This window comes from Streptomyces marianii (genome assembly GCF_005795905.1).
Classification (GTDB): domain Bacteria; phylum Actinomycetota; class Actinomycetes; order Streptomycetales; family Streptomycetaceae; genus Streptomyces; species Streptomyces marianii.
Genome location: NZ_VAWE01000001.1, coordinates 5955631 through 5978367, shown reverse-complemented (window position 1 = coordinate 5978367; position 22737 = coordinate 5955631). Strand labels below are relative to the sequence as shown.

At 69.8% G+C, this 22737-nt stretch carries 17 protein-coding genes and 1 pseudogene; 13 read left to right on the top strand and 5 right to left on the bottom strand.

What is annotated here, in order from left to right; genetic code table 11:
- Window positions 1–6: 6 nt before the first annotated feature.
- Window positions 7–432, bottom strand: coding sequence for a peptidase inhibitor family I36 protein (locus FEF34_RS27145; protein ID WP_138055491.1), 426 nt, complete (start codon window positions 430–432; stop codon window positions 7–9).
- Between the two features lie 649 nt (window positions 433–1081).
- Between FEF34_RS27145 and FEF34_RS27135 the strand changes: the two genes are divergently transcribed.
- The 9 genes from FEF34_RS27135 to FEF34_RS27095 all read left to right on the top strand — a co-directional run bounded on the left by FEF34_RS27135 (window position 1082) and on the right by FEF34_RS27095 (window position 13256).
- A complete protein-coding gene (locus FEF34_RS27135) occupies window positions 1082–2293 on the top strand; it encodes an alpha/beta hydrolase (RefSeq protein ID WP_138055489.1) in 1212 nt (403 codons plus the stop codon).
- A gap of 86 nt (window positions 2294–2379) precedes the next feature.
- Complete coding sequence (locus tag FEF34_RS27130; protein WP_138055488.1) at window positions 2380–3261, top strand: DUF4429 domain-containing protein; 882 nt, start codon at window positions 2380–2382, stop codon at window positions 3259–3261.
- A gap of 318 nt (window positions 3262–3579) precedes the next feature.
- The gene (locus FEF34_RS27125) at window positions 3580–4437 is read left to right on the top strand and encodes a sensor histidine kinase (protein WP_407698309.1); all 858 of its coding nucleotides are present in this window, start codon (window positions 3580–3582) and stop codon (window positions 4435–4437) included.
- A gap of 34 nt (window positions 4438–4471) precedes the next feature.
- On the top strand, window positions 4472–5896 hold the full coding sequence (locus FEF34_RS27120; RefSeq protein WP_138055487.1) for a site-specific integrase: 1425 nt from the start codon (window positions 4472–4474) through the stop codon (window positions 5894–5896).
- Window positions 5896–7596: a hypothetical protein gene (locus FEF34_RS27115; protein WP_138055486.1), complete on the top strand. Its 1701-nt coding sequence runs from the start codon at window positions 5896–5898 to the stop codon at window positions 7594–7596. The genes FEF34_RS27120 and FEF34_RS27115 overlap by 1 nt, the downstream gene beginning before the upstream one ends.
- Window positions 7593–9275 (top strand): hypothetical protein, encoded by a 1683-nt coding sequence (locus tag FEF34_RS27110; RefSeq protein ID WP_234042575.1) that lies wholly within the window; start codon window positions 7593–7595, stop codon window positions 9273–9275. Before FEF34_RS27115 ends, FEF34_RS27110 begins: the two co-directional genes overlap by 4 nt.
- 107 nt (window positions 9276–9382) lie before the next feature.
- Window positions 9383–10486: a tyrosine-type recombinase/integrase gene (locus FEF34_RS27105; protein WP_138055485.1), complete on the top strand. Its 1104-nt coding sequence runs from the start codon at window positions 9383–9385 to the stop codon at window positions 10484–10486.
- Between the two features lie 17 nt (window positions 10487–10503).
- Window positions 10504–10848, top strand: coding sequence for a helix-turn-helix domain-containing protein (locus FEF34_RS27100; protein WP_171053336.1), 345 nt, complete (start codon window positions 10504–10506; stop codon window positions 10846–10848).
- A complete protein-coding gene (locus FEF34_RS27095; protein ID WP_138055483.1) occupies window positions 10845–13256 on the top strand; it encodes a site-specific integrase in 2412 nt (803 codons plus the stop codon). The genes FEF34_RS27100 and FEF34_RS27095 overlap by 4 nt, the downstream gene beginning before the upstream one ends.
- Here FEF34_RS27095 and FEF34_RS27090 read toward each other — a convergent pair.
- From FEF34_RS27090 to FEF34_RS27080, 3 genes are all read right to left on the bottom strand, one after another.
- The gene (locus FEF34_RS27090; RefSeq protein WP_138055482.1) at window positions 13231–13857 is read right to left on the bottom strand and encodes a nucleotidyltransferase family protein; all 627 of its coding nucleotides are present in this window, start codon (window positions 13855–13857) and stop codon (window positions 13231–13233) included. The genes FEF34_RS27095 and FEF34_RS27090 overlap by 26 nt on opposite strands.
- Window positions 13858–13963: 106 nt before the next feature.
- Complete coding sequence (locus FEF34_RS27085) at window positions 13964–18223, bottom strand: caspase family protein (RefSeq protein ID WP_138055481.1); 4260 nt, start codon at window positions 18221–18223, stop codon at window positions 13964–13966.
- 65 nt (window positions 18224–18288) lie between these two features.
- Window positions 18289–19161: a hypothetical protein gene (locus FEF34_RS27080; protein ID WP_171053106.1), complete on the bottom strand. Its 873-nt coding sequence runs from the start codon at window positions 19159–19161 to the stop codon at window positions 18289–18291.
- 90 nt (window positions 19162–19251) lie between these two features.
- Here FEF34_RS27080 and FEF34_RS27075 point away from each other — a divergent pair, with 90 nt between their 5' ends.
- Both FEF34_RS27075 and FEF34_RS27070 read left to right on the top strand, forming a co-directional pair.
- Window positions 19252–19869 carry a hypothetical protein gene (locus FEF34_RS27075; protein WP_234042574.1) on the top strand — a complete coding sequence of 206 codons (618 nt, stop codon included), beginning with the start codon at window positions 19252–19254 and terminating at the stop codon, window positions 19867–19869.
- 1 nt (window position 19870) lies between these two features.
- Window positions 19871–20350: a hypothetical protein gene (locus FEF34_RS27070; protein WP_138055480.1), complete on the top strand. Its 480-nt coding sequence runs from the start codon at window positions 19871–19873 to the stop codon at window positions 20348–20350.
- Window positions 20351–20429: 79 nt separating this feature from the next.
- Here the strand turns inward: FEF34_RS27070 and FEF34_RS27065 are convergent, their stop codons facing one another.
- Complete coding sequence (locus tag FEF34_RS27065) at window positions 20430–20957, bottom strand: DinB family protein (protein ID WP_138055479.1); 528 nt, start codon at window positions 20955–20957, stop codon at window positions 20430–20432.
- A 242-nt stretch (window positions 20958–21199) separates the two neighbouring features.
- Between FEF34_RS27065 and FEF34_RS27060 the strand changes: the two are divergent.
- Window positions 21200–21844, top strand: a pseudogene (locus FEF34_RS27060) (sensor histidine kinase); the annotation flags it as partial.
- 25 nt (window positions 21845–21869) lie between these two features.
- Window positions 21870–22550 (top strand): response regulator, encoded by a 681-nt coding sequence (locus FEF34_RS27055; protein WP_138055478.1) that lies wholly within the window; start codon window positions 21870–21872, stop codon window positions 22548–22550.
- Window positions 22551–22737 lie beyond the last annotated feature (187 nt).

Below are 22737 nucleotides of genomic sequence, written 5' to 3'. Positions count from 1 at the left end.
CACGCCCTAGTTCTCCCACACCTTGAACGCCCGGACCCGGTACGGGGTCTGCGGCACCCAGGTCCCGCCGCCCGGGTATGTGTCGAACTCACCGGTCTCCGCGCACTCCGCGGACTGGTAGGCGGTGACGGGGCGACCCGTGCGGTTGGCGAGGGACTGGGCGTCGGCGCCCGCCGGGAGCGGAACGCAGGACTCGATTTCGACACCGGACAGCTCGTGGACCTGGCGCGCCCCCGCGAAGCCCGGTTTCGCCCAGAGGCAGAGCTCACCAGGCGCACAACGGCCGAGCCGCGGCGGTGACACGGCGGGGCCGGGCCGAGCCGCCGGAGTCGCGGACGCCGCAGTGGCGGACGGGACCGGGGAGGCCGCGGACGCCGGTGCGAGCAGGCACAGGGCGGCCAGGGCCGCGGTGGTGAGGACGGTCGTGCGCATGAGGATCAACCCCCGTGTCGGTGTGTCGGCCGGTGCCCGTGCGGAGTCCGTGACCCGTCCGTGCCCTCAGGGCCGTTCGTCCGGGTCCCCGTCGCGGGTCGCCTGTCCGCACCCTGACCGGTGGCGCGGGCGGCCCGGAAGGCCCGCCGGACGGGTTCATCCTGATAGGCGACAGCCCCGCCGGTCCGGGCGCCCCCGGCAGTGCCGCCGCTGTTCTCGATCGCCTACCCGGACGTCGGGTGCTGCGGCGTTGAATGGGAACCCGAGAACGTCCGGCGGGGCTGTCGTACACGGGGGAGTCGACGGCCCGCGGTGCGCGGTCAGCGGTCAGCGGTCAGCGGTCAGCGGTCAGCGGTCAGACGTGGGCCGCACCCGCACCCGCCCCCGCACCCGCGTTCTCACCCCGTCTGGTGAAGAGCGCCACCGCGGCGGCCACGACCGCGAAGACGCCGCCGACGGGAGTGGCCGTACCAGGCCGCCGGACGCCGCCGGCGGGACCGGCCGGACAGGATCCGACGCCGCCGACGCACCGGAAAGTGAGCCCGGCGCACACACGGAGTAGTCGTACGCCGGTCATCCGCCCCCAGACGCGTGATCTCTCTCACGGTCACCGTGAGCGCCCCCGGGCTCCCCCTAGGCTGTTCGCTCAGTGACTGCTTTCGACTCCTCCCCCACACCGAACGTCTGGCGCGCCCTCCTCGCTCTCGCCGTCGTGTTCGTGCTGCTGGCGACCACCGGCTGGACCGCTGTACGGCACCAACGCGGCCCCGTCGACGCTCGGACGACCGCGCTCACCGCATGGCAACAGGACCGTACCGGGCATCGCGCGCTGCCGGACCCGGAGTCGTCCCCCCGCGCCCTGGCCGGTTTCTTCTCCTCCCTCGGCGCCGGGCAGGCGGCCTCGCTGGCGGAGCGCCACCCGCTCGTCGTGGGCAATCTCGACGGCGCCCCGGTGACGCTGCGCTACCGCGCCAACCGGATCGCGCTGGCCGAGGCGCGCCGGGTGGAGAAGTGGCGGATGCGTGACAGCCGGCTCTCCGCCGACGGGCGCCAGGAGGCGGGCCGGCGCATGCACCGGTACGAGTCGCTGCTGCGCCCCGGCCGCCGGATCCTCGCCTTCGACCCGACCGGGAAGGGCAGGGTCGCCGAGGTCTTCGGCGATCTCGACCGGGCGCAGCGGGTCTCCGTGGTCGTCCCCGGCGTCGACACCAACGTACTGACCTTCGAGCGGAGCAAGCGCAAGTACTCCGCCCCGGTGGGTATGGCGCAGGCGCTCTACCGGGCCGAGCGCGTCGCCGCGCCCTCCGTGCGCACGGCCGTCATCGCCTGGGCCGACTACACCTCACCCGCGGGCGTCGGGCTGGACGCATCCACCGGCCGGCTCGCCGCGAACGGAGCGAACCGCCTGGTCGCCCTCACGGAGGCGCTGCCCGGCCGGGCCGAGGTGTCGCTGTTCTGCCACAGCTACGGCTCGGTGGTGTGCGGGGTCGCCGCGCGTGAACTGCCCGGGCGGGTCCGCGACATGGCGGTCGCCGGCAGCCCCGGCATGCGGGCCGAGACCGCGGCCCAGTTGGGCACGGACGCGCGCGTGTGGGCGATGCGGGACGGCGACGACTGGATCGAGGACGTGCCGTACCTGAAGGTCGGCGGGCTCGGCCACGGCGCCGACCCGATGACCCCCGACTTCGGGGCACGGGTGCTGTCCTCGGCGGGAGCGGTCGGCCACACCGGCTATTTCGAGCCGGGTACGGAGAGCCTCAGCAACTTCGCCGAGATAGGCGTCGGTTCGTACCGAACGGTCAGCTGCGCCGACGGCAACTCCGCGTGCCGCAGTGGAATTTACGGCACGGACGTGATCTGACGCGCGTAGAGCCCTGTGGTGCGGCCCATATGACCGTCTTGTTCACGGGGGCGACGCGGGGGCGCACGCCGCATACGATGATGCGCATGGGTGATGTGCTGGCCGGAATTCAAGCCACCTGGGAGTTCGAACCCGACTCCGTGCTCATCCGCTTCACCCGGGGGAACCGCGGTACGCCAAAGCTGTTCCAGGTGCTGGCCGAACGGCACGTCCCCCTCGAAGCGCTCGAGTCGGTGACCCTCTCCCCGGGCAAACGCGGCACCGTTGTGCTGCACGCGGTGCCGAGACCGGGCGCCGATCCGCTGATGGACGCGGCGGCGGGCCAACTGAAGGCGAGCGCGGACCCGTACCGGCTGGTGCTGCCCGCGGAGCGCGGGACACTGGCCGAGTACTACGCCGACGAACTGCGCGCCGTCCTGCCCGGCCCGGACACCGGGCCCCCCGCCCGGTACCTGGTCTCGTCCGTCGGCACACCGCTCCAGTTCAAGGCGTACGACGGCAAGGCCGTGTTCGACGGGGACAAGGTCTCCTTCCGCTGGTCCTGGACGGGTGCCTCCTCCGCGAAGTGGAAGGCCGGCGACCAGACCTACTCCGTGTCGGAACTGGCCGGGATCGAGTGGCGCTCCCCCGAGGTCTTCGACGGCTATCTGCGCCTGCTGCTCCGCGGCGGCACCCCGGGCGCCGGTCCGGGCGGGGCCGGGGCCCGGCCCGCGCGGGCCGACCAGGACCCGGCAGCGGTCGTCTTCGGCCTGGGCTACGGACCGGTGCACGAGTCGCTGCCGTTCGCGGCGGCGGTCCTGGAGGCGGTCCGCGAGGCCGCGCCCGCACTGCCGGCCGCAACCGCGCCCCCGCGCGACCCGGCGGGCGTCGCGGAGCGGATACGGCACCTCGGGGAACTGCACAGCGCGGGGCTGGTGACGGACGAGGAGTTCCGCTCAAAGAAGGCCGAGCTCCTGGCGGAGCTGTAGGGCCACCGCACCGCGCCGGGCCGTCGACACCGCGGGATGACGGACCAGCGCACCGTACCGAGCCGTACCGAGCCGGGCCGGGCCGGGCCGAGCCGCACCAGGCCGAGCCGCACCGCGCCGGGCCGTCGGCACCGCGGAATGACGGATCAGCGCACCGTACCGAGCCGAGCCGAGCCGCACCAGGCCGAGCCGAGCCGCACCGAGCCGCGCCGGGCAACCGGCAGGCGCGCCGCGGGATGTCATACCGGGGTATGACATCCCGCCCGGCCCTCAGGTATGACGCGGCGGCCTTTCCGGAATGCCTACGCTGAAGCGGCCATGACCACCACGCCCCCCGCCGCCGAGAACGGCGGTCCCCAGCCGGATCCGGCCGGGGCGTCCCGGGCGAGGACCCTGCTGCGCGACGCCGCCCGCTCGGCTCCCGCACGGCACGTCCGCTCCGCCGCGCGGGAGTCGCTGCGTACGTTCGGCACCGCGCTGACCACGCCCGCCCCGTCGTCCGGTCCCCCGCCGCCCGGGACGTCCTCGCGCATCCGGTGGTGGCTGCCCTACGTGCTGGGGGCGGCGGCCGTGAGCTCCCTGCTGCCCGTCACGATCAACGTCCTGGCCCAGGACTACCGGCTGGGCGGAGCCGTCGCCGGAGCCCTGGCCACGGCTCAGACCGCACCACTGCTGCTGGCCGTGACCCGGCCGCTGCAGGCCTGGTGGATCATCTTCGCCGCCGATGTGCTCGGTGCGATGGCCCTGCTGGGCGCGGACGGCACGGAGGGCAGGAGCTGGCCGTGGCCGCCGATGACCGTCGTCGGCTACCTGCTGCTGATGCTGTGCCTGGGGCTGCGCGAACGGCGGCGCACCCTCGTGGCCGTCTGGCTGGTGACGGGCGCGGCGGGCTTCCTCTTCGAGCTGGTCTCGCAGCGGCTCGGCGACGGCGTCCACGTACTGCTGTTCGTGCTGGGCGGCATCGTCCTGCTGGTCGCCGACACCCTGCGGACCCGCGGCGAGGTGCAGCGCAGGCTCGCCGAGCAGGAGACCATCAGCGAGGCGGAGCGAGCCCGGCGCACCGTGCTGGAGGAACGGGCCCGCATCGCCCGCGAGCTGCACGACGTTTGTCGCTGCTTTCTTGGCGTGTCTCACATTCCTCAACTCCCGTTGATCGGACGTGGGGTTAGCAGTTGATGAAGGTCGTGTCGCGGACGTACCGTCCCGCCGCGTGTTGGTGCACTTCTTCTCTGCCGAGGGCTGGCAGTCCTGGGGACTCGATGGCGAGCCGTTGATCCCTGAGCGGATGCCGGTGCTGTTCGACGACGACTTCCTGTTCGAGGACGAGGGCGGTCCGCGGGCGACGCGGGCGGTGAACGCCTGGCTTCGTACGCTGCCGTCGAGCGGGGCGCCGTCGCCGAATTCGTGGCGGGCGTACGCGTTGGCGGCCCGGGACTGGCTTACGCATCTGCGCCGGCACCGTGTCACGGTGTTCGGTACGCGGCAGGAGCTGGTGGCCGCGCTCGCTACGTACGCGGACCGCCGGTTGTCGGGGCCGTTGGACGAGCGGTTGGAGTTCTCGTCGTGGGAGTTGCAGGTCACGGCGTTGAGCCGGTTCTACGACTGGGCCGAGAGCGAGGGCCTGGCCGCGGCGGTGCCGTTCACGGTGGCCACGGGCAAGCGGATGGTGCAGGGCCGGCTGGTGGAGACCCGGCACAACCGGGCCCGGCTGCGGCGGCCGAAGCCGCACGTGAAGGTGCAGTATCTGGAGTCTGACTTCGCCGATCTGTTCCGCTACGGCTTGGCCGGGCTGGGCCCGGATGGGCTGGAGGACGCGACGTTCCGCGGCCGGTTCCCGGGCCGGAACGCGGTGATGGGCGGGCTGGTGCTGGGCACCGGGATGCGGAGCCGGGAGTTCAGCCACCTGCTGGTTCATGAGGTTCCGCCGCTGCCCGCTGAGCCGACCGAGGTGCCGATCCCGTGGGTGGTCCCGGAGTTGGCGGCCAAGGGGCGGAAGTTCCGCACGACGTGGATCGACTACGCCTCGCTGGCGGCGGTGCACTCATACATCGACCTGGACAGGGAGATGTCGCAAGGGTCGTGGCGGCCGAGGAGGCCGCTGGTGGTGGAGGAGGCGGACTTCTACGGCGGCCGGGTCAACGGTCGGCGCACACGCTGGGCGGCGCTTCGGCCGGAGGAACGGCTGCGGCTGGTCGGACCGCAGGGCGGGTCGCTGCTGCTGGCGCTGAGCTACGACGGACGGCCGTTTGTGGACTGGGGCACGCTGTTTCGCCGCACGGCCCGCCGGATCCGTGAGCGCTTCGAGCCGCGGTTCCCCGACGTCGCGCCGCACCGGTGCCGGCACACCTTTGCCATGGCCACCCTGGAGAAGCTGGTGGAGGGCCACTACCGGCAGGCCGCCCAGCTCGCGGCGGCGACCGGAGATGCATCCGGGCTCGCGCTCTACCTGCTGAAAGCCGATCCGCTGCTGATCCTGCGGGACCTGCTCGGACACTCCAGCGTGGTCACCACGGAGGTCTACCTCAAGCGCCTGGATGTCCACCGGATCTACCGCGCGGCCTGGGAACGGACCCGCGCTGTCGTCGATGCGGCCGCGCTCGCCGAGGCCGACACCGAGTTCGCCGAGGAGCTTTGATGCCGGCCGAAGTCCTGCGCGATCCGCTCGCGCTGAAGCTGTCCCTGCCCGGCGGGACGTCAACGGTCATCGTCATCGGTGACCTGCCCAACCTGGCGCTGGCGGCCGATCTGGCCGAGGGCCTTGCCGCCTCGATCCATCCCCACGGACCGCTCGCCAAGCTGACCACGGTGAAGAGTTTCGCCTACACCCTGCGGCGGATGGTCCGCGAGCTGGCCGAGGACGGCTTCACCGGTTCTGCGGCCGAGCTGACCAGAACCGTGCTCGGGGCGTTCTGGCTGCGCTCGCACTACCTGATCGAATACCGCACCCGCACGATCCTGCGCGCCTTCGACACCCGGCACCAGGTGCTGCCCGAACCGGTGCGGCAGATGGTGTTCGGCAAGAACTACACGCGCCCCACCGTCAACGGACCGCTTCCGCCCTACGCGCCGGCCGAATGGAACCGGCTGATCGACCTCTGCAAGCAGGAGGTACGCCGCCTGGGGGAGGCACAGCGGGCGATGGTCGAGCTCGACGCGGGCGGGCAGGATCCGGCAGTCGGCGGCTGGAGCGAGGTGAACGGGGCCTGGCTGATGCTGCGGATGGGCCCGGTGACGCGGACGGAGGTCGCCGCTCACCTGGGCTTGACGCCGAGGACGTTCACCGGGCGGCACCGGGGCATCGAGCGGGCCAGGGCGGCGCTGTTCCCGTCCCACAAGGACGCGATTCCCTACATGCTGCTGCTGGCGGCCTGGACCGGCGTCGTCCCGGACGGGCTGAGTGGCCTGGAGGTGTCCGGGATCCGCTGGACTGGGCGGCAGGCGACGCTGCTGTCCTACACCAAGGGCCGCACGGCGGACGAGAGCTTGGTGTTGTCGCCGCGGGCGTCGCGGCTGCTGGAGCAGTGGCTGCAGCACAGCGCCCTGCTGCGCAGGTATGCCCCGGCCGAGCTGGCCGAGCACGTGTGGCTGGTGACGCGGCAGGGCCGACTGGCCCGCGCGGCCTTTGAGGAGTACATGATGCGCGGGTGGGTCAAGGCCCATGACCTGCGCGGGGATGACGGCCATCTGTTGCGCATCGACCGCCGGCGGCTGCGGACGACGTTCATCGCGCAGCGGGGTCAGCGGCAGTGGTCCCTGCGGGCGACGGTCGATCCGAACCACTCGCCGCAAGTCGAAGGTGATCACTACCTGTCGGCCGCGACCCCGGCGCAGAAGGCGGTGGTCGAGGAGATCGCCCGGGACGCGCAGGGCGACCTGCTGCGGCGCGCGAGTGCCCCGATGGTCGTCGACGAGGCGGCCAGCGCCGCCGGGCTGCCGGAGGAAGCACGCCGCCTCGGGCTGGCCGAAGGCGCCTTGGCCGAGTTGCTGTCCGGTGAGCGGGACGTGTTCAGCGGGGCCTGCGCCGACCACTTCGCCGGCCTGCACGGACCGAAGGGGCAGCCGTGTCCGGCCCGGCCCTGGGTCTGCCTGCTCTGCCCGCTGGCGCTGTTCGCCCCGCGTCACCTACCGAATCTGCTGCAGCTGAAGGCGTTCTTCGCGCGGCAGTTCCGCCAGATGCCGCGCGAGCAGTTCGCCGCCGTCTTCGCCCCCTACGCCCGCCGCCTGTCGGCGGACATCCTGCCGCGGTTCGAGAAGGCCGCCCTCGCCGCCGCACAGCGCGACGTCGGTGACGAGGACGCCGAGCTGCCGCTGCGAGCCGAGGAGACCACGTCGTGAGCCTGCTTCCTGTTTCCGCCGAGCCTGCGCTCGGTTCGGTGTTCGCCGGCGTCGACATCGCCGCCACCGCCCGCCTGAACTGGCTGCGCGACTGCCCGCGGCCGCGCTTTGAGGACGACGTGTGGTCGTTCGTCGGCTGGGCCGACGCACCGGTGCAGATGAAGGTGACGGAGAAGAACGTGCTGTTCGACCGGATCACCCACCGGCCCTGGCGCGTGGTCGCCAAGGAACTCGCCCTGGCCTGGATCGCCACCCAGGACGAGCGCGTCCTCGCCTTGCCCAGGGCCCGCCGGCTCCCGCGCCACCCCCGCACCATCTACGCCCGCGTCTACCACCTCACGTTCTGGCTGAACTGGCTGCACGCGCGCAGGATCCCCACGCTCGCCGCGGTCACCCAGGACCACTGCGAGGCGTTCCTGCGCGAGTACGGCGTCGTCCGGGACAAGGAGACCGGCGCCGTCCTGCGGAACAAGGCCGGCGGCTCGCTGCGGACGGTGGTCTCCGCCATGCAGGACATCACCGACTACGGCGAGCTGCTGTCGGCCGACCGGCACCGGCCCGGTTTCCGGCCCTGGGGCGCACGATCGCCCCGAGTCGTGACCGGGGCACCGTCCCGGCCGCAGGTGGTGATCAAGACCGAGCCCTTGGGCGACGAAGTCCTGCGGCCGCTGCTGACGGCGTGTTTGCACCTGGTCGACGTGCTCGGACCGCACATCGTGGACTTGCGGAGCCAGCTGCGGGCCGAGCGCGAGTCCTGGCGCAACGTCGAGTGGTCGAGACATCTGCGGGACGGCGACCGGCTTGCCGCGCTCGTCGAGGAACATCTGCGGACGGGGCAGCCGCTGCCGCGGATCGAGGACTTCCAGGTGACCAAGCGCCTCCGCCTGGGGTGGGACCCGAAGGATCCGTTGCTGACAGCCAACTTCCAGCACCTGCTGCGGCCGACGGGACACCGTGACATTCACAAGTCTCTCTTCGCCCAGGCCCGGCCGCTGCTGGAGGAGGCGGTCGCCGAGGTCGGCACCGAGTACCTGTGGTGTCGCGACCCTGCCGACGCCCCTCGCGCGGACACCGGCGAGTTGATCCCTTGGTCGTTGCCCTTGTCGAACAGGTCCTCTGACGCCTTGATCCGGATCGCGGGGCACGCCTGCACGGTCGCCACCGCCGCGTTGACGGGGATGCGGTCCAGCGAACTGATGGAGCTGACGGTCGGCTGCCGCCGCACGGACGACGCCGACGACAGCGGCCTGGCCCGGCACCGCCTGGTCAGCAAGGTCGTCAAAGGGCGCCTATGGGGCGGCGAGGTCGACGAGTGGGTCGTCATCGAGGAAGTCGTACGTGTTATCGCTCTGGCCGAGCAGATCACGGACGCTGGGCCTGGACAGCCGTTGTTCGGCGCGTTCAACGGCTTCGAGTCCAACGGGGCTATGACCTGGCTGCGGCAGTGGGTCGCCTCGCCCGCCGGGCGACGCATGGGCCTGGAGCCGATCCCCGGCGAACCGGTGCACCCCCGCCGCCTGCGGCGGACGCTGTCTGTCGAGATGGCCGCCCGCCCGGGGGGACTGCTGGCCACCAAGGTTCACTTCAAGCACTTGCAGGTGGCCACCAGCGAGGGATACGCCGACCCTCGGGAATTGCATCAGACGGGCGAGGAATCGCAGGTCGCCTGTTCACGGTGAGAGCCTGACGGACTCCGACGCTGCTACGACCTGACGTCCTGACTAGGTATGTTGCCAACATCGTCCCGTCTGATGCATGATCTGCCCTCCAGAAGGGATGGTCTGGAGTGGTGCATCAGCAGAAGGTGGCCCTCGCTGGGTCGGCTCGCATGGAGCTTGTCTCCGGTGTGGTCCAGCTGCGTCCGGAGGACGCGATGTTCGACGCGATGCTGCGGGGCTGGCGGGCTCAGCAGAAGTCACGGGGGCTGAAGGACGAGACGGTCGACCCGAGGGAACGGCTGATCCGCCGGTTCCTCGATTTCGCGAACGAGTACCCGTGGCAGTGGACGCCGGCCCACATGGACGAGTGGTCGGCCTCGCTGACGAGCGAGAAGCACCTGGCGCCGTCCACGATCCGTGGCTACCAGGGCACGGTTCGGCTGTTCACCGAGCTCCTCATCGACGCCCGCTACGGCTGGGGCCCGGCATGCGAAGAAGCCTTCGGCGCCTACCCGGTGGCCATTGCTCACGAGTGGAACACCCTCCCTCACCTGCAGGATTACGAGGGAGATCCGGAAGCGAGGCCGTTCACCCGCGAAGAACTGCAGCGGTTCCTCGACTACGCCGACGACCAGGTCGCACGCGCCGTGAAGTCCAAACGCAAGGGAGCCCTCGCCGCCTACCGTGACGCCACCCTCTTCAAGGTCATCTACGGCTGGGGGCTTCGCCGGACCGAGACGTCCAAGCTGGACGTGGTCGACTTCGGACGGAACCCGAAGGCTCGCCAGTTCGGCCGGTACGGCACGCTCAACGTCCGTTACGGCAAAGCGAAGAGGGGCCAGCCGCCACGACGTCGGAACGTGCTGTCGGTGATGGATTGGGCCGTCGAGGCGGTCGCGGACTACGTCGAGAACGTCCGGCCGCGCTTCGGCTTCCCCGACCACCCGGCTCTCTGGATCACCGAACGCGGCGGACGCCTCCAGCCCGGCTCCATCAACGACCGGTTCGAGGCATACCGTGACGCCCTAAAGCTCCCAAAAGATCTAGTTCCGCACTCAATCCGTCACTCATATGTCACACATTTGACCGAAGACGGAGTGGATAGGCGATTTATCCAGCAGCAAGTAGGTCACGAGTGCGACAGCTCCACGGCCATCTACACGCACGTCAGCGACGACTTCATGAACACTGCCTTGAGCAAGGCCCTGGCCCCGGCGTTCGCCGGCGTCTGACGAGGAAGGACCCGATGATGGCCGCCAAGCTCGACTACCACTGGCACCTGCGCAAGGTCATGGCGGACCGCGGGATGTTCTCCACCACCGACCTCATCCCGCCGCTCGCCGAACGGGGAATCAGCCTGTCGTCGAGCCAGGTCTACCGGCTCGTCGTCGAGCGGCCCGAACGCCTCAGCCTGAAGATCCTCATGGCCCTGCTCGACATCCTCGACTGCACCATGGACGACCTCATCGAGCCCATCGCCGTGGCCGGCTCCGCGAAGAAGCCGAAGAAGGCCGCCGCAGGCGGGGCTCCGGTCTCCGAAGGAGTCGGCGACCTGAGGCCCCGGCGGGCCCGCATCAGCGGAGTCGACCGGTGACAGGTCTCGCCGAGGAGGTCATCGCGGATCCGGTCGGCCTGGTCGTGCGGCTGATCGGGAACGTCGAGAGGCACCTGCCCGCCGAGCGCGTCCGCGACATCGTCCTCACGGTCGTACGCGCACGAGCCGGCCGCCGCAGCCTCGCCCAGGCACTGCACGACGACCCGTCACTGTTGCGGACCGGGCGGCCACCGGCGCCCTACTGCGTCGCGAAACTGCTGATGGCCCTGAACGAGGCCGGCGCCCAGGACGTCGCGCTGCCCCGCTGTGGCGAGTGCGGCCGCGCATGCGGCTACGTCGGCAGCAGCAAAGGTGGGCGCTGGGGCTGTTCGCGCTGCTTCGACAAGCCCGCCGTCTGCGCGGGATGCGATGAAGAGCGACGCGTGGTCAGCCGGGACCGTCACGGCGAGCCCCGCTGCGCGAACTGCCCGGACATCGACGGCAATCCGCTCCAGGAACTCACCGAACTCGTCACGGGCCTCGATCCCGCCCTCAACGACGACATGGTCCTGGCCGCGCTCAGGCGGGCCACCGTCCGGCCCGCCGGCCAGCGCCGCCTGGCCTGGGCCGTCGTCACCCGTCCCGAGCTGCTGACCGGCGCCGGTTACGAAGCGCCTACCCCGGCCGCCCTGCGGTTCGTAGACGAACTCGTCAAGGCTGGGGCGACCAAGGTCGTCCGACCGGCCTGCCCGCGCTGCCACGGAGTGAAGGCGCTGTCCAAGCTGCTGGACGGCCAGAGGATCTGCCGGGCCTGCTTCGCCCACCACGCGGCCGTCCCCTGTTTCGGCTGCGGCGCCGTGCGTGAACCCGCCACACGCGACACCGAGAGCCGACCGCTGTGTCCGAATTGCATGATCAGGCAGCCCGAGAACCTGGAGGAGTGCGTCGGTTGCGGCCGACGCAAGCCGGTCGCGAACCGGCTGCCTGACGGCCCGCGCTGCCAGAACTGCCGGCCGAGGATCACCGCGGAGTGCGGCATCTGCGGGCGGGCGGCGCTCTGCGACATGTCCCGGGCCACCGGACAGCCCTGGTGCGACCGCTGCCAGCAGCGATGGGTGGCCTGCAGCGGCTGCGGCACCGTCGCCCAGGCCCGCAGCGGAACCTGGGAGGAGCCGTTGTGCGCGAAGTGCACCAACCCCGACCCGGACTTCTGGGGCCGCTGCCCGGTCTGCACCACCACCTGGCAGCTCAGCACCCGCCCCTGCCAGCGATGCGTCCTGGACCAGCAGGTACGCGACCTCCTCGGCGGCCCGGACGGGGCCATCCGCTCCGAACTCGCCCCGTTCCACGACGCGTTGACCAGCGCCGAGCGCCCCGACGTCGCCTTCGCCTGGGTCTCTCGCTCCAAGGCCCGTGGCTTCCTGGAACACATAGGCCGCGACGAGCGGCCCGTTACCCACGAGGTCCTCGACGAACTGCCCCCGGGCAAGGTGCTGGCCCACCTGCGCAGTGTCCTGGTCGCGACCGGCGCCCTGCCGCCCCGCGACGAACGGCTGGTCGCCCTGGAGAAATGGATCACCGCTGCGGTCCAGGCCCGCACCGACCACGCAGAGCGCCGGATCCTGCACGGCTACGCGGTCTGGCACCACATGCGCCGGCTCCGGCGCCGCCTCGGCGGTGACCACACCACCCGGCTCCAGGATCTGAACGTGCGCTGCCACGTCACCGCGGCGAACAACTTCCTCGACTGGCTCGGCGGCCAAGGGCTCACCCTGCGGACCTGCACCCAGACAGACCTGGAACGCTGGATGGCCGACCCCACGGTCAGCTACCCCGACGAGACCGGCCACTTCGTCCGCTGGTCGGTACAACACCGGCATGCCCGCGACCTGACCTACGGCACCGTCCGATGGACCGGACCGCTCAGCACCATCGACAGCGAGAAACGCTGGGCCGACGCCCGACGCCTCCTCAACGACGACACACTGCCGACCCCGGACCGCGTCGCGGGACTGCTGCTCATCCTCTACGCACAGAAGATCGCCACCATCAGCCAACTCACCGTCGATGACGTCCATTTCGACGGCGACACCGTCTCCATCACGTTCGGCACCTCGCCGGTCGCCCTCCCCGCGCCGCTGGCCACCCTCGTCCGCGACCTCGTCACAACTCGCCGCGGCAAGGCCAAGATCGGCACCCCGGAGGACGCTCCTTGGCTCTTCCCCGGAGGTCAGCCGCGACGCCCCCTCGGCGACGATCGGATCGGCCAGCGCCTCCACAAGATCGGGATCCGGCCCAAGCAGGACCGCTCCACCGCGCTGTTCAGCCTCGCCACCGAAGTCCCCGCCGCGATCCTCGCCCGGATGCTCGGGGTCCACATCAAGGTCGCCGTCCAGTGGCAACAGGCATCCGCTGGGGACTGGGCCGCCTACGCCGCCGACGTCAGTCGACGGACGAGGTCGACATGACGCTCATGGAGGGCCAGTCCAGAACAGTCAGCTCGGGCCATTGCTCACGCCACCGCGCTGCCTTGGTCTCATAAACCGCTCGTGGAGCGAGCACCGGGTTCGGCCGGACAACGAGGTTGAACATGTCCGACAGGCCATGCGGCGCATATACGCGCCACTGGCCGTCCGCCTCCACTCGGACTCCAAGGCAGCACGTCGTCGCGGCGAAGCTGTCGATCGCCGCCTCAGCGGATTCATACGGAGGGCACGAGACGCCGAACTTGTCCTGATACCAGAGGTGAACTCGCGCTTCGTTGCGGATCTCTACCTCCGCGGGCAGGCCAGCGAAGACTTCCCGTCCGGCCTTGATCACCGTGTCTTCGGCCTCCCAGGACAGATCGTCGCTGTCGAAGTAGAAGAGGTCGTAGTCCTTGATGCCGTTGGTCGGTGGCCTGCCCGTGACAACGTTCCACACCGTTTGGAACAGGCAACCGGCCGTCACATACCACTCGGGCAGCTCCAGCGTCACGGCCCGCGCCAGCACCCCCGTCAACACGTCGTTACGAGACAGGACCGCACGAAGGGACTCAAGTTGCTGGTCGAGAGGGAGTCGGCTGATCATCAGCCCTGCCTACCACAACTCGCCCAGGACCACGGCCAATCCACTGCGCGAAGCCCCTCCTGGCTGTTTCGACGATTCGGGAGGCCGATCCCAACGAATTCAAAAATCAGCACAGCGCGGATGCGGAAGGCTTGCTGAATACGGCTACGTCCCGACCGAAACCAAGAACAAGGTCTCCTTCGGAATTCACGGCGACAGCGCGAGGGCAATCCGAGGCCAGCAGCACAGTTGACTTTCCGGAGACCAGGTTACGCACCCGCACTGTCCAATCGTCGCTTGCAGTGAAGGCGATGGCCGTACCGTCGATGACGGTACATGCCACCGCAGTCACCCTTTTGGTGTGATCGGTGAAGGGTTGGCCTACTAGGTGCCCGGTGTTTAGGTTCCATACCCGTACCGTGTTGTCCAAGAAGCCGTCGCTGCCGGTGACGGCGACGGGTGTACCGTCGATGACCGTGCAGGCCACCGCAGTGACTCTGCCCTTATGGCCGGTCATCGGATTGCCGAGGGGGGTCATTGTCGCCAGATCCCACACACGCACGGAACCATCGCCGCTGCCGGTGACGGCGACGGGTGTACCGTCGATGACCGTGCAGGCCACCGCAGTGACTCTGCCCTTATGGCCGGTCATCGGATTGCCGAGGGGGGTCATTGTCGCCAGATCCCACACACGCACGGAACCATCGCCGCTGCCGGTGACGGCGACGGGTGTACCGTCGATGACCGTGCAGGCCACCGTCATTACGAGCCCGCTGTGACCGATGAGGGGTCCCCCGAGGGGGGCCATTGTCGCCAGATCCCACACGCGCACTGTGCCATTGCCGAAGCCGCTGCTGGTGACCGCGATGGGGCTGCCGTCCAGCATCGCGCATGACACCGTGGTCACTCTTCCGGTGTGGCCGGTGAGGCGTCGGCCGATCGGGGCGCCGGTGGTCAGGTTCCACATCCGCACCGTTCCGTTGTCGCTGCCGGTGACGGCGATGGGAAGATCGTCGAGCTTAGTGCATGCCACCGCCAGCACTTTGCCGCTGTGACCGGTCGTGGGCCATCCCGTCGGTTTGTCAGGGGATAGGTTCCACACTCGCACCGAACTGTCATCGCTATTGTGACCGCTGCCGGTGACTGCGACGGGGTTTCCCTCCAGCACCGCACACGACACCGCACCGACCGTGCCGGTGTGTCCGGTTAGGGGTTGGCCGAGAGCGAGGCCTGACCGCAGGTCCCACACCCGCACAGTCCCGTCGTCACTGCCGGTGACTGCGACGGGGTTTCCCTCCAGCACCGCACACGACACTGCGGAAACTCTGTCCTTGTGTCCGGTGAGAGCTTGGCCGATGGCACGGCGCGAACGCAGATCCCATACGCGCACGGAACGGTCGATGCTGCCACTGGTGGTGACGGCGACGGGGTTGCCGTCGAGCAGGGTGCATGCCACCGCCAGCACCCGGCCGGTGTGTCCGGTGAGGGGTTGGCCGAGAGCACGGCCTGACCGCAGGTCCCACACCCGCACAGTCCCATCTCCACTGCCGGTGACTGCGACGGGGTTTCCCTCCAGCACCGCACACGACACCGCCAGTACTCCGCGTGCGTGGCCGGTCATGGCCTCGCCAATGGGTGTGTTGGTGGCCAGGTCCCATACTCGCACCGTGCGGTCGTCGCTGGTGGTGACGGCGACGGGGTTGCCGTCGAGCAGGGTGCATGCCACCGCTAGCACCCGGCCGGTGTGTCCGGTGAGGGGTTGGCCGAGAGCACGGCCTGACCGCAGGTCCCACACCCGCACAGTCCCATCTCCACTGCCGGTGACTGCGACGGGGTTTCCCTCCAGCACCGCACACGACACTGCACGTACCGTGCCGGTGTGTCCGGTGAGGGGTTGGCCGAGAGCACGGCCTGACCGCAGGTCCCACACCCGCACAGTCCCGTCGTCACTACCGGTGACCGCGACGGGGCTTTCCCCTATCTCCACACACGAGACCGCAGCCACTGCCCGGGAGTGGCCGGTCAAGGTGTCGCGTAGTCCTGGAGAGAAACTACTGCCGGTGGCCCACCTCGGGCTCCAGTTGCCTTGCGGAATTTGGCGGATGAGTTGCCGCTGCATTATGGAGGCGCCAGCCCGCGCGGCGTCGAGGGCGAGAAGTTGGCGGCGCAGGTCCGGTGTGGTTTCGGCGTGCAGGCCGAAAGATGTGCGGTACACGGCAGCGGTCAGCCGGGCGGTGTCGGTGCGTGTGTGATGCAGGTGGGGGGCGAGGCTGCGGGGGGCGGCATGGACGAGGTATTCGCTGTGGGTGAGGAGGTTGTCCAACTGCCCGGCTTTGGTGGCGTGGGTGGCGAGGTGGGTGAGGGTGTAGGGGTGGGCACGGGACCAGTCGCGGGTGGCGTCGCCGCGGTAGGGCACACGGGTGGTGAGGATTTCGGTGAAGGCCGCGTGAACGCTGGTCTCGTCGATGTGGTTGCGGAGGTGTTCGGCCAGGGCCTGGTGGTAGAGGCGGTAGGCGGAGCGGCCGCCTTCAGTGGCTTCCACAACGTAGGACCCAGCTTCGCGGCGCAACCACAGAAGATCATCGTCGGTGTAGGTGTGGCCTGAGATGGCGGAGGCCAGGGGGGCCCAGATGTCTTCCCAGGGCAGGCCTTGGCCTTCGGTGAAGGCCAAGGGCCGTAGGAGGTGAGCGGCCTTGTCTGCGTGGGTGCCCAAGCGATAGGTGAGGTCGTCGTGCATAGCCTGGCCTGCGTGGCGGGGCAGGCTCTCTCGCCAGTCACGGTCCCGCGGGTTAGGGATAGAGGGGTCGGCGGCAAGGGTGCCGGCGGTGATCCGGGCGACGAGGAACGAGGTCCCGGCCGCTTTGGTGACTTCCTGTGCCACCGTGTCTGCTTCTTGGGGGATGTGCCGGTAGGGAGAGGCAGGGTGGGCCTCGCGCAGGTTGCGGATAGTGAATCTGGTCAGGGCCTGCGGGTCGGCGAAGCGGTCGTCGTCGAGGTTGATGACCTGCCGACGGTGGGCAGGGTCGGGGTGATGAGGGTCGATGCCGAGGCGGTCAAGGAGGTAGGGACGGGTGCCCAGCAGCAGACGAATTCGGCCGCGGGAGTGTTCGATCAGCGGCCGCAGGATGCGGGAGCACAGGGTGTTCGGGGTGACGGCCTCGTCGAGTGCGTCGATCAGCACGGTCAGCGGTCGGCCGCGGTCGGCGGTGTCCAGGTGGTCGAGGAGTTCGCCGATGGTGTCGGCATGGACGTTCGCGGCGGCGGCCATGCCGTGCAGGACGTCGATGTCGGACAGGTTCTGGGCGTAGACGGCGACGTCGACAGCGTCCGGCTCGGGTACCAGACGGGGGGGCAGGCCGAGGGCGTCGAGAGGGACGGTGCGCCAGCGTTCGGGATGCGTCAGAGCGGCGATCAGGCCGAGCACGGCGGTTTTGCCCGAGCCAGGGCCGGCAGTGACCACTCGGCAGGCTGCCCCACGGTCTGAGGCGGGATCGCGCAGCCAGTCGTTGAGCTCGGCAAGTGCGGCGTGGCGACCGCAGAACCACCAGCCCTGCCTGGCATCCGCGTGATAGGCCATGGCGCTCACCAGCAGCCGGGTGTTCAGTTCTGTCTCGCGGCGCCGGGCATGCTCGTCGAACGTATCGGCCTGCTGGATGGCCCGGTCGATGTCGGTCAGCCGGGTGCTGTGGCGGGGGTTGGTGAAAAAGGCCGGTGGCTCCCCGGTCAGCCCGATCTGGGAGAGACTAACGTGCTGCCAGGTGGGCCGGTCGGGGTGGTCGTTGATCTGCTGCACCACCGTCGATACCGCCAGCGTGGCAGGGCCGTGCCCGGCGGTGGCCCAGCCATCGACGGCGTCGGTGAGCAGGCGAGGGAACAGGCCGGTTTTAGCCTGCTGGTGGGGCTGGGCAGAGGAGACTACGACAAGACCGGAGCCAGCTGCGGTCCGGCCCCACTGACGGCTGATGCGTTCCAGCGCGGCGGCCGCCAGTTCGTTGCCTCCCTGCCCGGAGTAGCAGGTATCCAGCACCAGCAGCAGGCGCCGTACCTTGGTGTCGCGCAGCATCGCTCGGGCCAGGTCCACCGTCGGCAGCGCGGTGTAAGAGACATCGTCCGGGTCGGTGTCGGCGGTGAGCAGCACATGGTCACCGCCATCGTCCAGAATTTCGCCGTGGCCGGAGAGATAGACAGCTAGTAGGTCGTCCTCGCGCCGATCATCTGTCCTGCAAAACGCCCGCAATTGGTCGGTCAGCTGGATCCGTGTGGGATCCAGCCCGAGCCCGGTGACATGCCGATAGCCCAGCCGGCCGGTGAACACCTCAATGACCTTGTCTCGTGCCGCCACCAACCCCGGCCGGTCCCAGTCGGGACACTTGGGGTACTTCGCCATGGCGGCGGCGATCAGAAACCGGCGCGGCCCACTCTCACCAGCACCGCTGCCGCCGGACCGCGCAGTCATGCCAGCCCTTGAGCGATCGCCCGTCCGCACAACGTGTCGGTCAGGTAGGCGGACGCATCATGGGCATGTGCACCGTTGTCCACCCGTACCGACCGCACACCGTCGCCGAAGCGCGGCCGCAGATCCTTCACAAGCGCCACAACGTCCCCCTCATCGGCGATGTTGGTCCACTCCAGATGCTCATCACCCGGCCACACCCCCCGCAGGCTGCCGTCCAATCGCACCGGATTCGGCAGCAGCCGATCAAAGATCAGGTGAGGGACTCCCAGCGGCGAGCCGAGGGTAACCAGCGCCCGCACCCCGTGCCCGGGCCGGGAACACAGCGCCTCATACGCCACCACCGAACCCAGCGAGTGCGCCACCACCACCCGAGTGTCCTCACTCAGCGCATCGAGCACCCGCCCTCGGACAACGTCGCGTACTTGCGGGTCGGTGAGATAGCGGCGAACCTGCTTCAGATCGCTCACCATCGCCCGCAACGCGATCCCGGCGAAGAACCGCGACCCTGACAGAGCCCGCAGCGCGGCCTGTACCGACCGCGGCGTAGCCGCCAGTGTGTCCTCCACCTCCGGCGGCACCACCACCGGATCACTCTCCGCCGCAGCCCGCCACCACCAGGCCAACAATTCTCGCTCGAACCCCTCCTCCACATCAGCCGCCGTCCAGACGGGATCCCCAACGGCAAGCAGCCCTCCCGGCGGCCGGAACACATCGCCGAAGAACGCCATCGCCACGTCCGACCGGGACACCACCCCACCTGCCCCGGCACGGCGCACCCCATCTGCAACGGCCGGCCACCACTTCGCCATCAGCGTGGTTTCGCCCCGCAGTTGCTGGCCGATCCCATGCACCGCCACCACACGCGCCACGCCATGCCCCCTGAGTTCATCACACCCGTAGAGAGGACTCTAGGAGCTGCCGGAAGCTACATCAGGGGAAACAGGCAAACTACCCAAACCGTGTCTATGGTCGCCTCATGTAGGCAGGTATTCGGAGACTTCCAATACCCGACTGCACCATCAGGCCGGCCGGGCGGCGCCCAGGCCGTCTTCCACCACGAGTGGAAGAAGGAGGAGGCGAAGGAGAAGCTCAAGCGGACCGTCGAGGCATACCAGCAGTTCGAACAGGGCCAGATGCCCGCCGGTCCGGGAGCCGACGCGCTGCTGGCTTCCTTCCGCGCCGTAGAGAAGGAACTGGCCGACCACGAGCCGGGCCCGGCGAAGGTGGTCACCGACCGGCAGATCGAGCTGCTGCTGAAGAAGAAGGCGTCGGTCCTGCACCTCTCCGCGGCGAACTACTGCTGGTTCGAGGACCCGGCGAAGGCGCTGTGTCTCAAGCTCGCCGGCACAAGGTCCGCCGCAGCTCCGCTGACCGGGCTGTGTGACAGCTCCCGCTGCCCGCAGGCCACCCACCACCTCGTTCACCGTTCCGTCTGGCAGACCACAGCTGACAACGGCGTCGTCCTGCTGGCCAGTCCTCGCATCCCGCCCGCGGAGAAGGCCCGGCTGCGGGCCGAGCACGAGCGGTCCGTGCGGGTTCTCGAAGAGATCGACGCGGCAGCCGGAAAGGCCGAATGACATGGCACTCAGCCAGGACCAGCGCGACCAGGTCGAGCGGCGGATCCGCGCGGCCATCGACCGCCTCCTGGCAGGGCAGATCCCTGCAGGCGGGGCATGCGACGTCAAGACGCTCGCCCGCGAGGCGGGCATCTCCCGCGCATCCCTCTACCGGACCTGGGGCCATCTGAAGGACGAGTTCGAGCAACGTCGAACCACCGCCCAGAACGCCGGGCACCAGCCCGATCCCCGCGAGGCACGCATCGCACGGCTGCGGGACCTCAACCAGCGCCTCACCAGCAGACTCGCCCGCACACATACCGAGCTCACCCTCCTCAAGGAGCGTCACCGGCTACTGCTCTCCGTCTTGGCAGCCAAGGATGACGAGCTCCAGCGCCTCCGAGGCGAGTTGAGTACGTTCAGCCGTACGTTCCCCGCTCCGGTCCCAGACCAAGGGCATGGGGACGACGCCAAAGGCGTCGTCCCCATGCCCCGCCGTTGATGTGACACCAAGGCGTGGTTCCGCAGCTATCGGGCCGGGGGAACGGCCGCTCGCCCGATCGTCCCCCTGCCATCGCGTCTCACGCCCCGGCGACTCCGTCGATACGCTCTCGGATCAGATCGGCATGGCCATTGTGACGTGCGTATTCCTCGATCATGTGAATCATGATCCAGCGCAGGGAAACTCCCTGATCACCTACGTGGCCAGCCTCCTGCTCAGACAGACGACCGGAGTCGTCCAGGGACGCGGCAGCAATCAACTCGCGACCCCGAGCGATCTCCGCCTGCCAGGCAGCCATCGCCTCTTCCAGCCCTCGGTCCGGATGAAGGGCAAAGCCGTCGCCGTTGCTCTCCCCGAATACCGGCGGCAGGTCCTGGCCCGCGAACACACGCTGGAACCAGTTGCGTTCCACCTCGGCCAGATGCTGGACGAGACCCAGCAGGGTCATCGACGACGGTGCCGCTGAGGACAGCCGTAATTGATCATCTTTGAGGCCCGAGCACTTGAGGGCAAGAGTCGCACGGTGAAAGTCGAGCCACGCTTCCAGCATGGCCCGTTCGTCAGCATGCGCAGGCGGGATCGGGCGTCCATCCGGTGTCGTAGTCATGGCCGCACCTTGCCAGAAACGGCCATGACCCTACGACCCTCTTCGCTGGCGATGAACACGCAGTCGGGCGTTGGTGAAGGCGGCTGCGAAAGTCACGCGCCCGCCATCCCCAGGGATGAACTCTGGACCGAGTCGTTGACGCCGCACAACCGAGACAGCATTGACCACCACCCAGCACGAGTCGGCATCCAGGTCCGGCCCTTGAGCGAGACACCGAAGAAGGTGGACACGGTGTTTGCTGCGTTAACCCAGTGGTCGCCCACCACATGTCGGTGATCACCGTGCAGGCCGACTCGGCGCCGTACCGGATCGACGGACTTCCCGGTGCCGCCCAGGAGGAGTTCGCCACCATCGCGGCCGGGGCACGGGAGTCCCTGACCGAGATGAGGCGACTGCTCGCGGTGCTGCGCAGCGAGGGCTCCGAGGGTGAGCGGGCCCCGCAGCCGGGCCTCGGCCGGCTGCAGCAGCTGGTGGAGGCTACGGTTCGGGCCGGGGTGCCGGCCGAACTGTCGCTCCCGGCGGACCTGGGCGACGTACCGCAGACCCTGGACCTGTCCGCGTACCGCATCGTGCAGGAGGCGCTGGCGAACGTGGTACGGCACGCGCCCGGTGCGGCGACGCGGGTGTCGGTCGGCGCGGACGGCGCCCATCTCACGGTGCTCGTCGTCAACGGCCCCGGCGCGGAACCCCTTTCACCGCTGGAGACCTCCGGGACCGGACACGGGCTGGTCGGGATGCGCGAACGCGTACGGTTGACCGGCGGCACCCTGGACACCGGACCGCTGCCGGACGGCGGCTTCCGGGTCGCCGCCCGCATGCCCCTGGCGCCCGCGAGCCCGCCCGGGACGACCGGCACCGGCGGCACGACCGAGAAGGAACCCCGTTGACCAACCGCGTGACCAAGGAACCCAGTTGACCATCCGCGTGATCATCGTCGACGACCAGGCCATGGTGCGCGCGGGATTCGCCGCGCTGCTGGCCGCGCAGTCGGACATCGACGTCGTCGGCGAGGCCCCGGACGGCCGCCGGGGCGTCGAGGTCGCCCGTGCCGTGCTCCCCGACGTGGTCCTGATGGACGTACGGATGCCGGAGCTGGACGGGCTCGCGGCGGCCCGCGAGATCCTGGCCCCGCCGCCGGGCGTGGTGCGGGTGCCGAAGGTGCTGATGCTGACCACCTTCGACGTGGACGACTACGTCTACGAGGCGCTGCGCGCGGGCGCGTCCGGCTTCCTGCTGAAGGACGCGCCGCCGGCCGATCTGATCTCCGCGGTCCGGGTGGTGGCGGCGGGGGAGGCGCTGCTGGCGCCGTCCGTGACCCGGCGGCTCATCGCCGACTTCGCGGCCCAGCGCCCCGCTCCCCGCAAGGACGGCGCCTCGCTGCGGCTGGGCGGGCTCACCCCGCGCGAGACGGAGGTCCTGGAGCTGATCGCCCGCGGGCTGTCCAACCAGGAGATCGCCGGCCGGCTCGTCCTCGCCGAGCAGACGGTCAAGACCCACGTCGGCCGGGTGCTGTCGAAGCTCGGGCTGCGCGACCGCGCCCAAGCGGTGGTCTTCGCCTACGAGTCGGGTCTGGTGACGCCGGGCGACCGGTAGCCGCGCAGGGCCGCGGGCCGGCGTCGCCCCTCGCTGCGGTCCGGCCGGAGCCGTCACCGGCGCGCGGCCGCCCCGTCCCCCTACCCCGGTATCACCCCGAAGTACCCCGGTATGACACCGGAGTTGGCTCCCCGGTGTGACGCTCCCCCGCCCTCCCCGTCCCTACCTTGCTCGCCGTCGGCAGGAC

Excerpts from the sequence above, each read along its gene's own strand:
- FEF34_RS27145 (WP_138055491.1), bottom strand. The coding sequence starts at position 432 with ATGCGCACGACCGTCCTCACCACCGCGGCCCTGGCCGCCCTGTGCCTG.
- FEF34_RS27130 (WP_138055488.1), top strand. The coding sequence starts at position 2,380 with ATGGGTGATGTGCTGGCCGGAATTCAAGCCACCTGGGAGTTCGAACCC.
- FEF34_RS27125 (WP_407698309.1), top strand. The coding sequence starts at position 3,580 with ATGACCACCACGCCCCCCGCCGCCGAGAACGGCGGTCCCCAGCCGGAT.
- FEF34_RS27115 (WP_138055486.1), top strand. The coding sequence starts at position 5,896 with ATGCCGGCCGAAGTCCTGCGCGATCCGCTCGCGCTGAAGCTGTCCCTG.
- FEF34_RS27100 (WP_171053336.1), top strand. The coding sequence starts at position 10,504 with ATGGCCGCCAAGCTCGACTACCACTGGCACCTGCGCAAGGTCATGGCG.
- FEF34_RS27090 (WP_138055482.1), bottom strand. The coding sequence starts at position 13,857 with ATGATCAGCCGACTCCCTCTCGACCAGCAACTTGAGTCCCTTCGTGCG.
- FEF34_RS27085 (WP_138055481.1), bottom strand. The coding sequence starts at position 18,223 with ATGGCGAAGTACCCCAAGTGTCCCGACTGGGACCGGCCGGGGTTGGTG.
- FEF34_RS27070 (WP_138055480.1), top strand. The coding sequence starts at position 19,871 with ATGGCACTCAGCCAGGACCAGCGCGACCAGGTCGAGCGGCGGATCCGC.
- FEF34_RS27065 (WP_138055479.1), bottom strand. The coding sequence starts at position 20,957 with ATGACTACGACACCGGATGGACGCCCGATCCCGCCTGCGCATGCTGAC.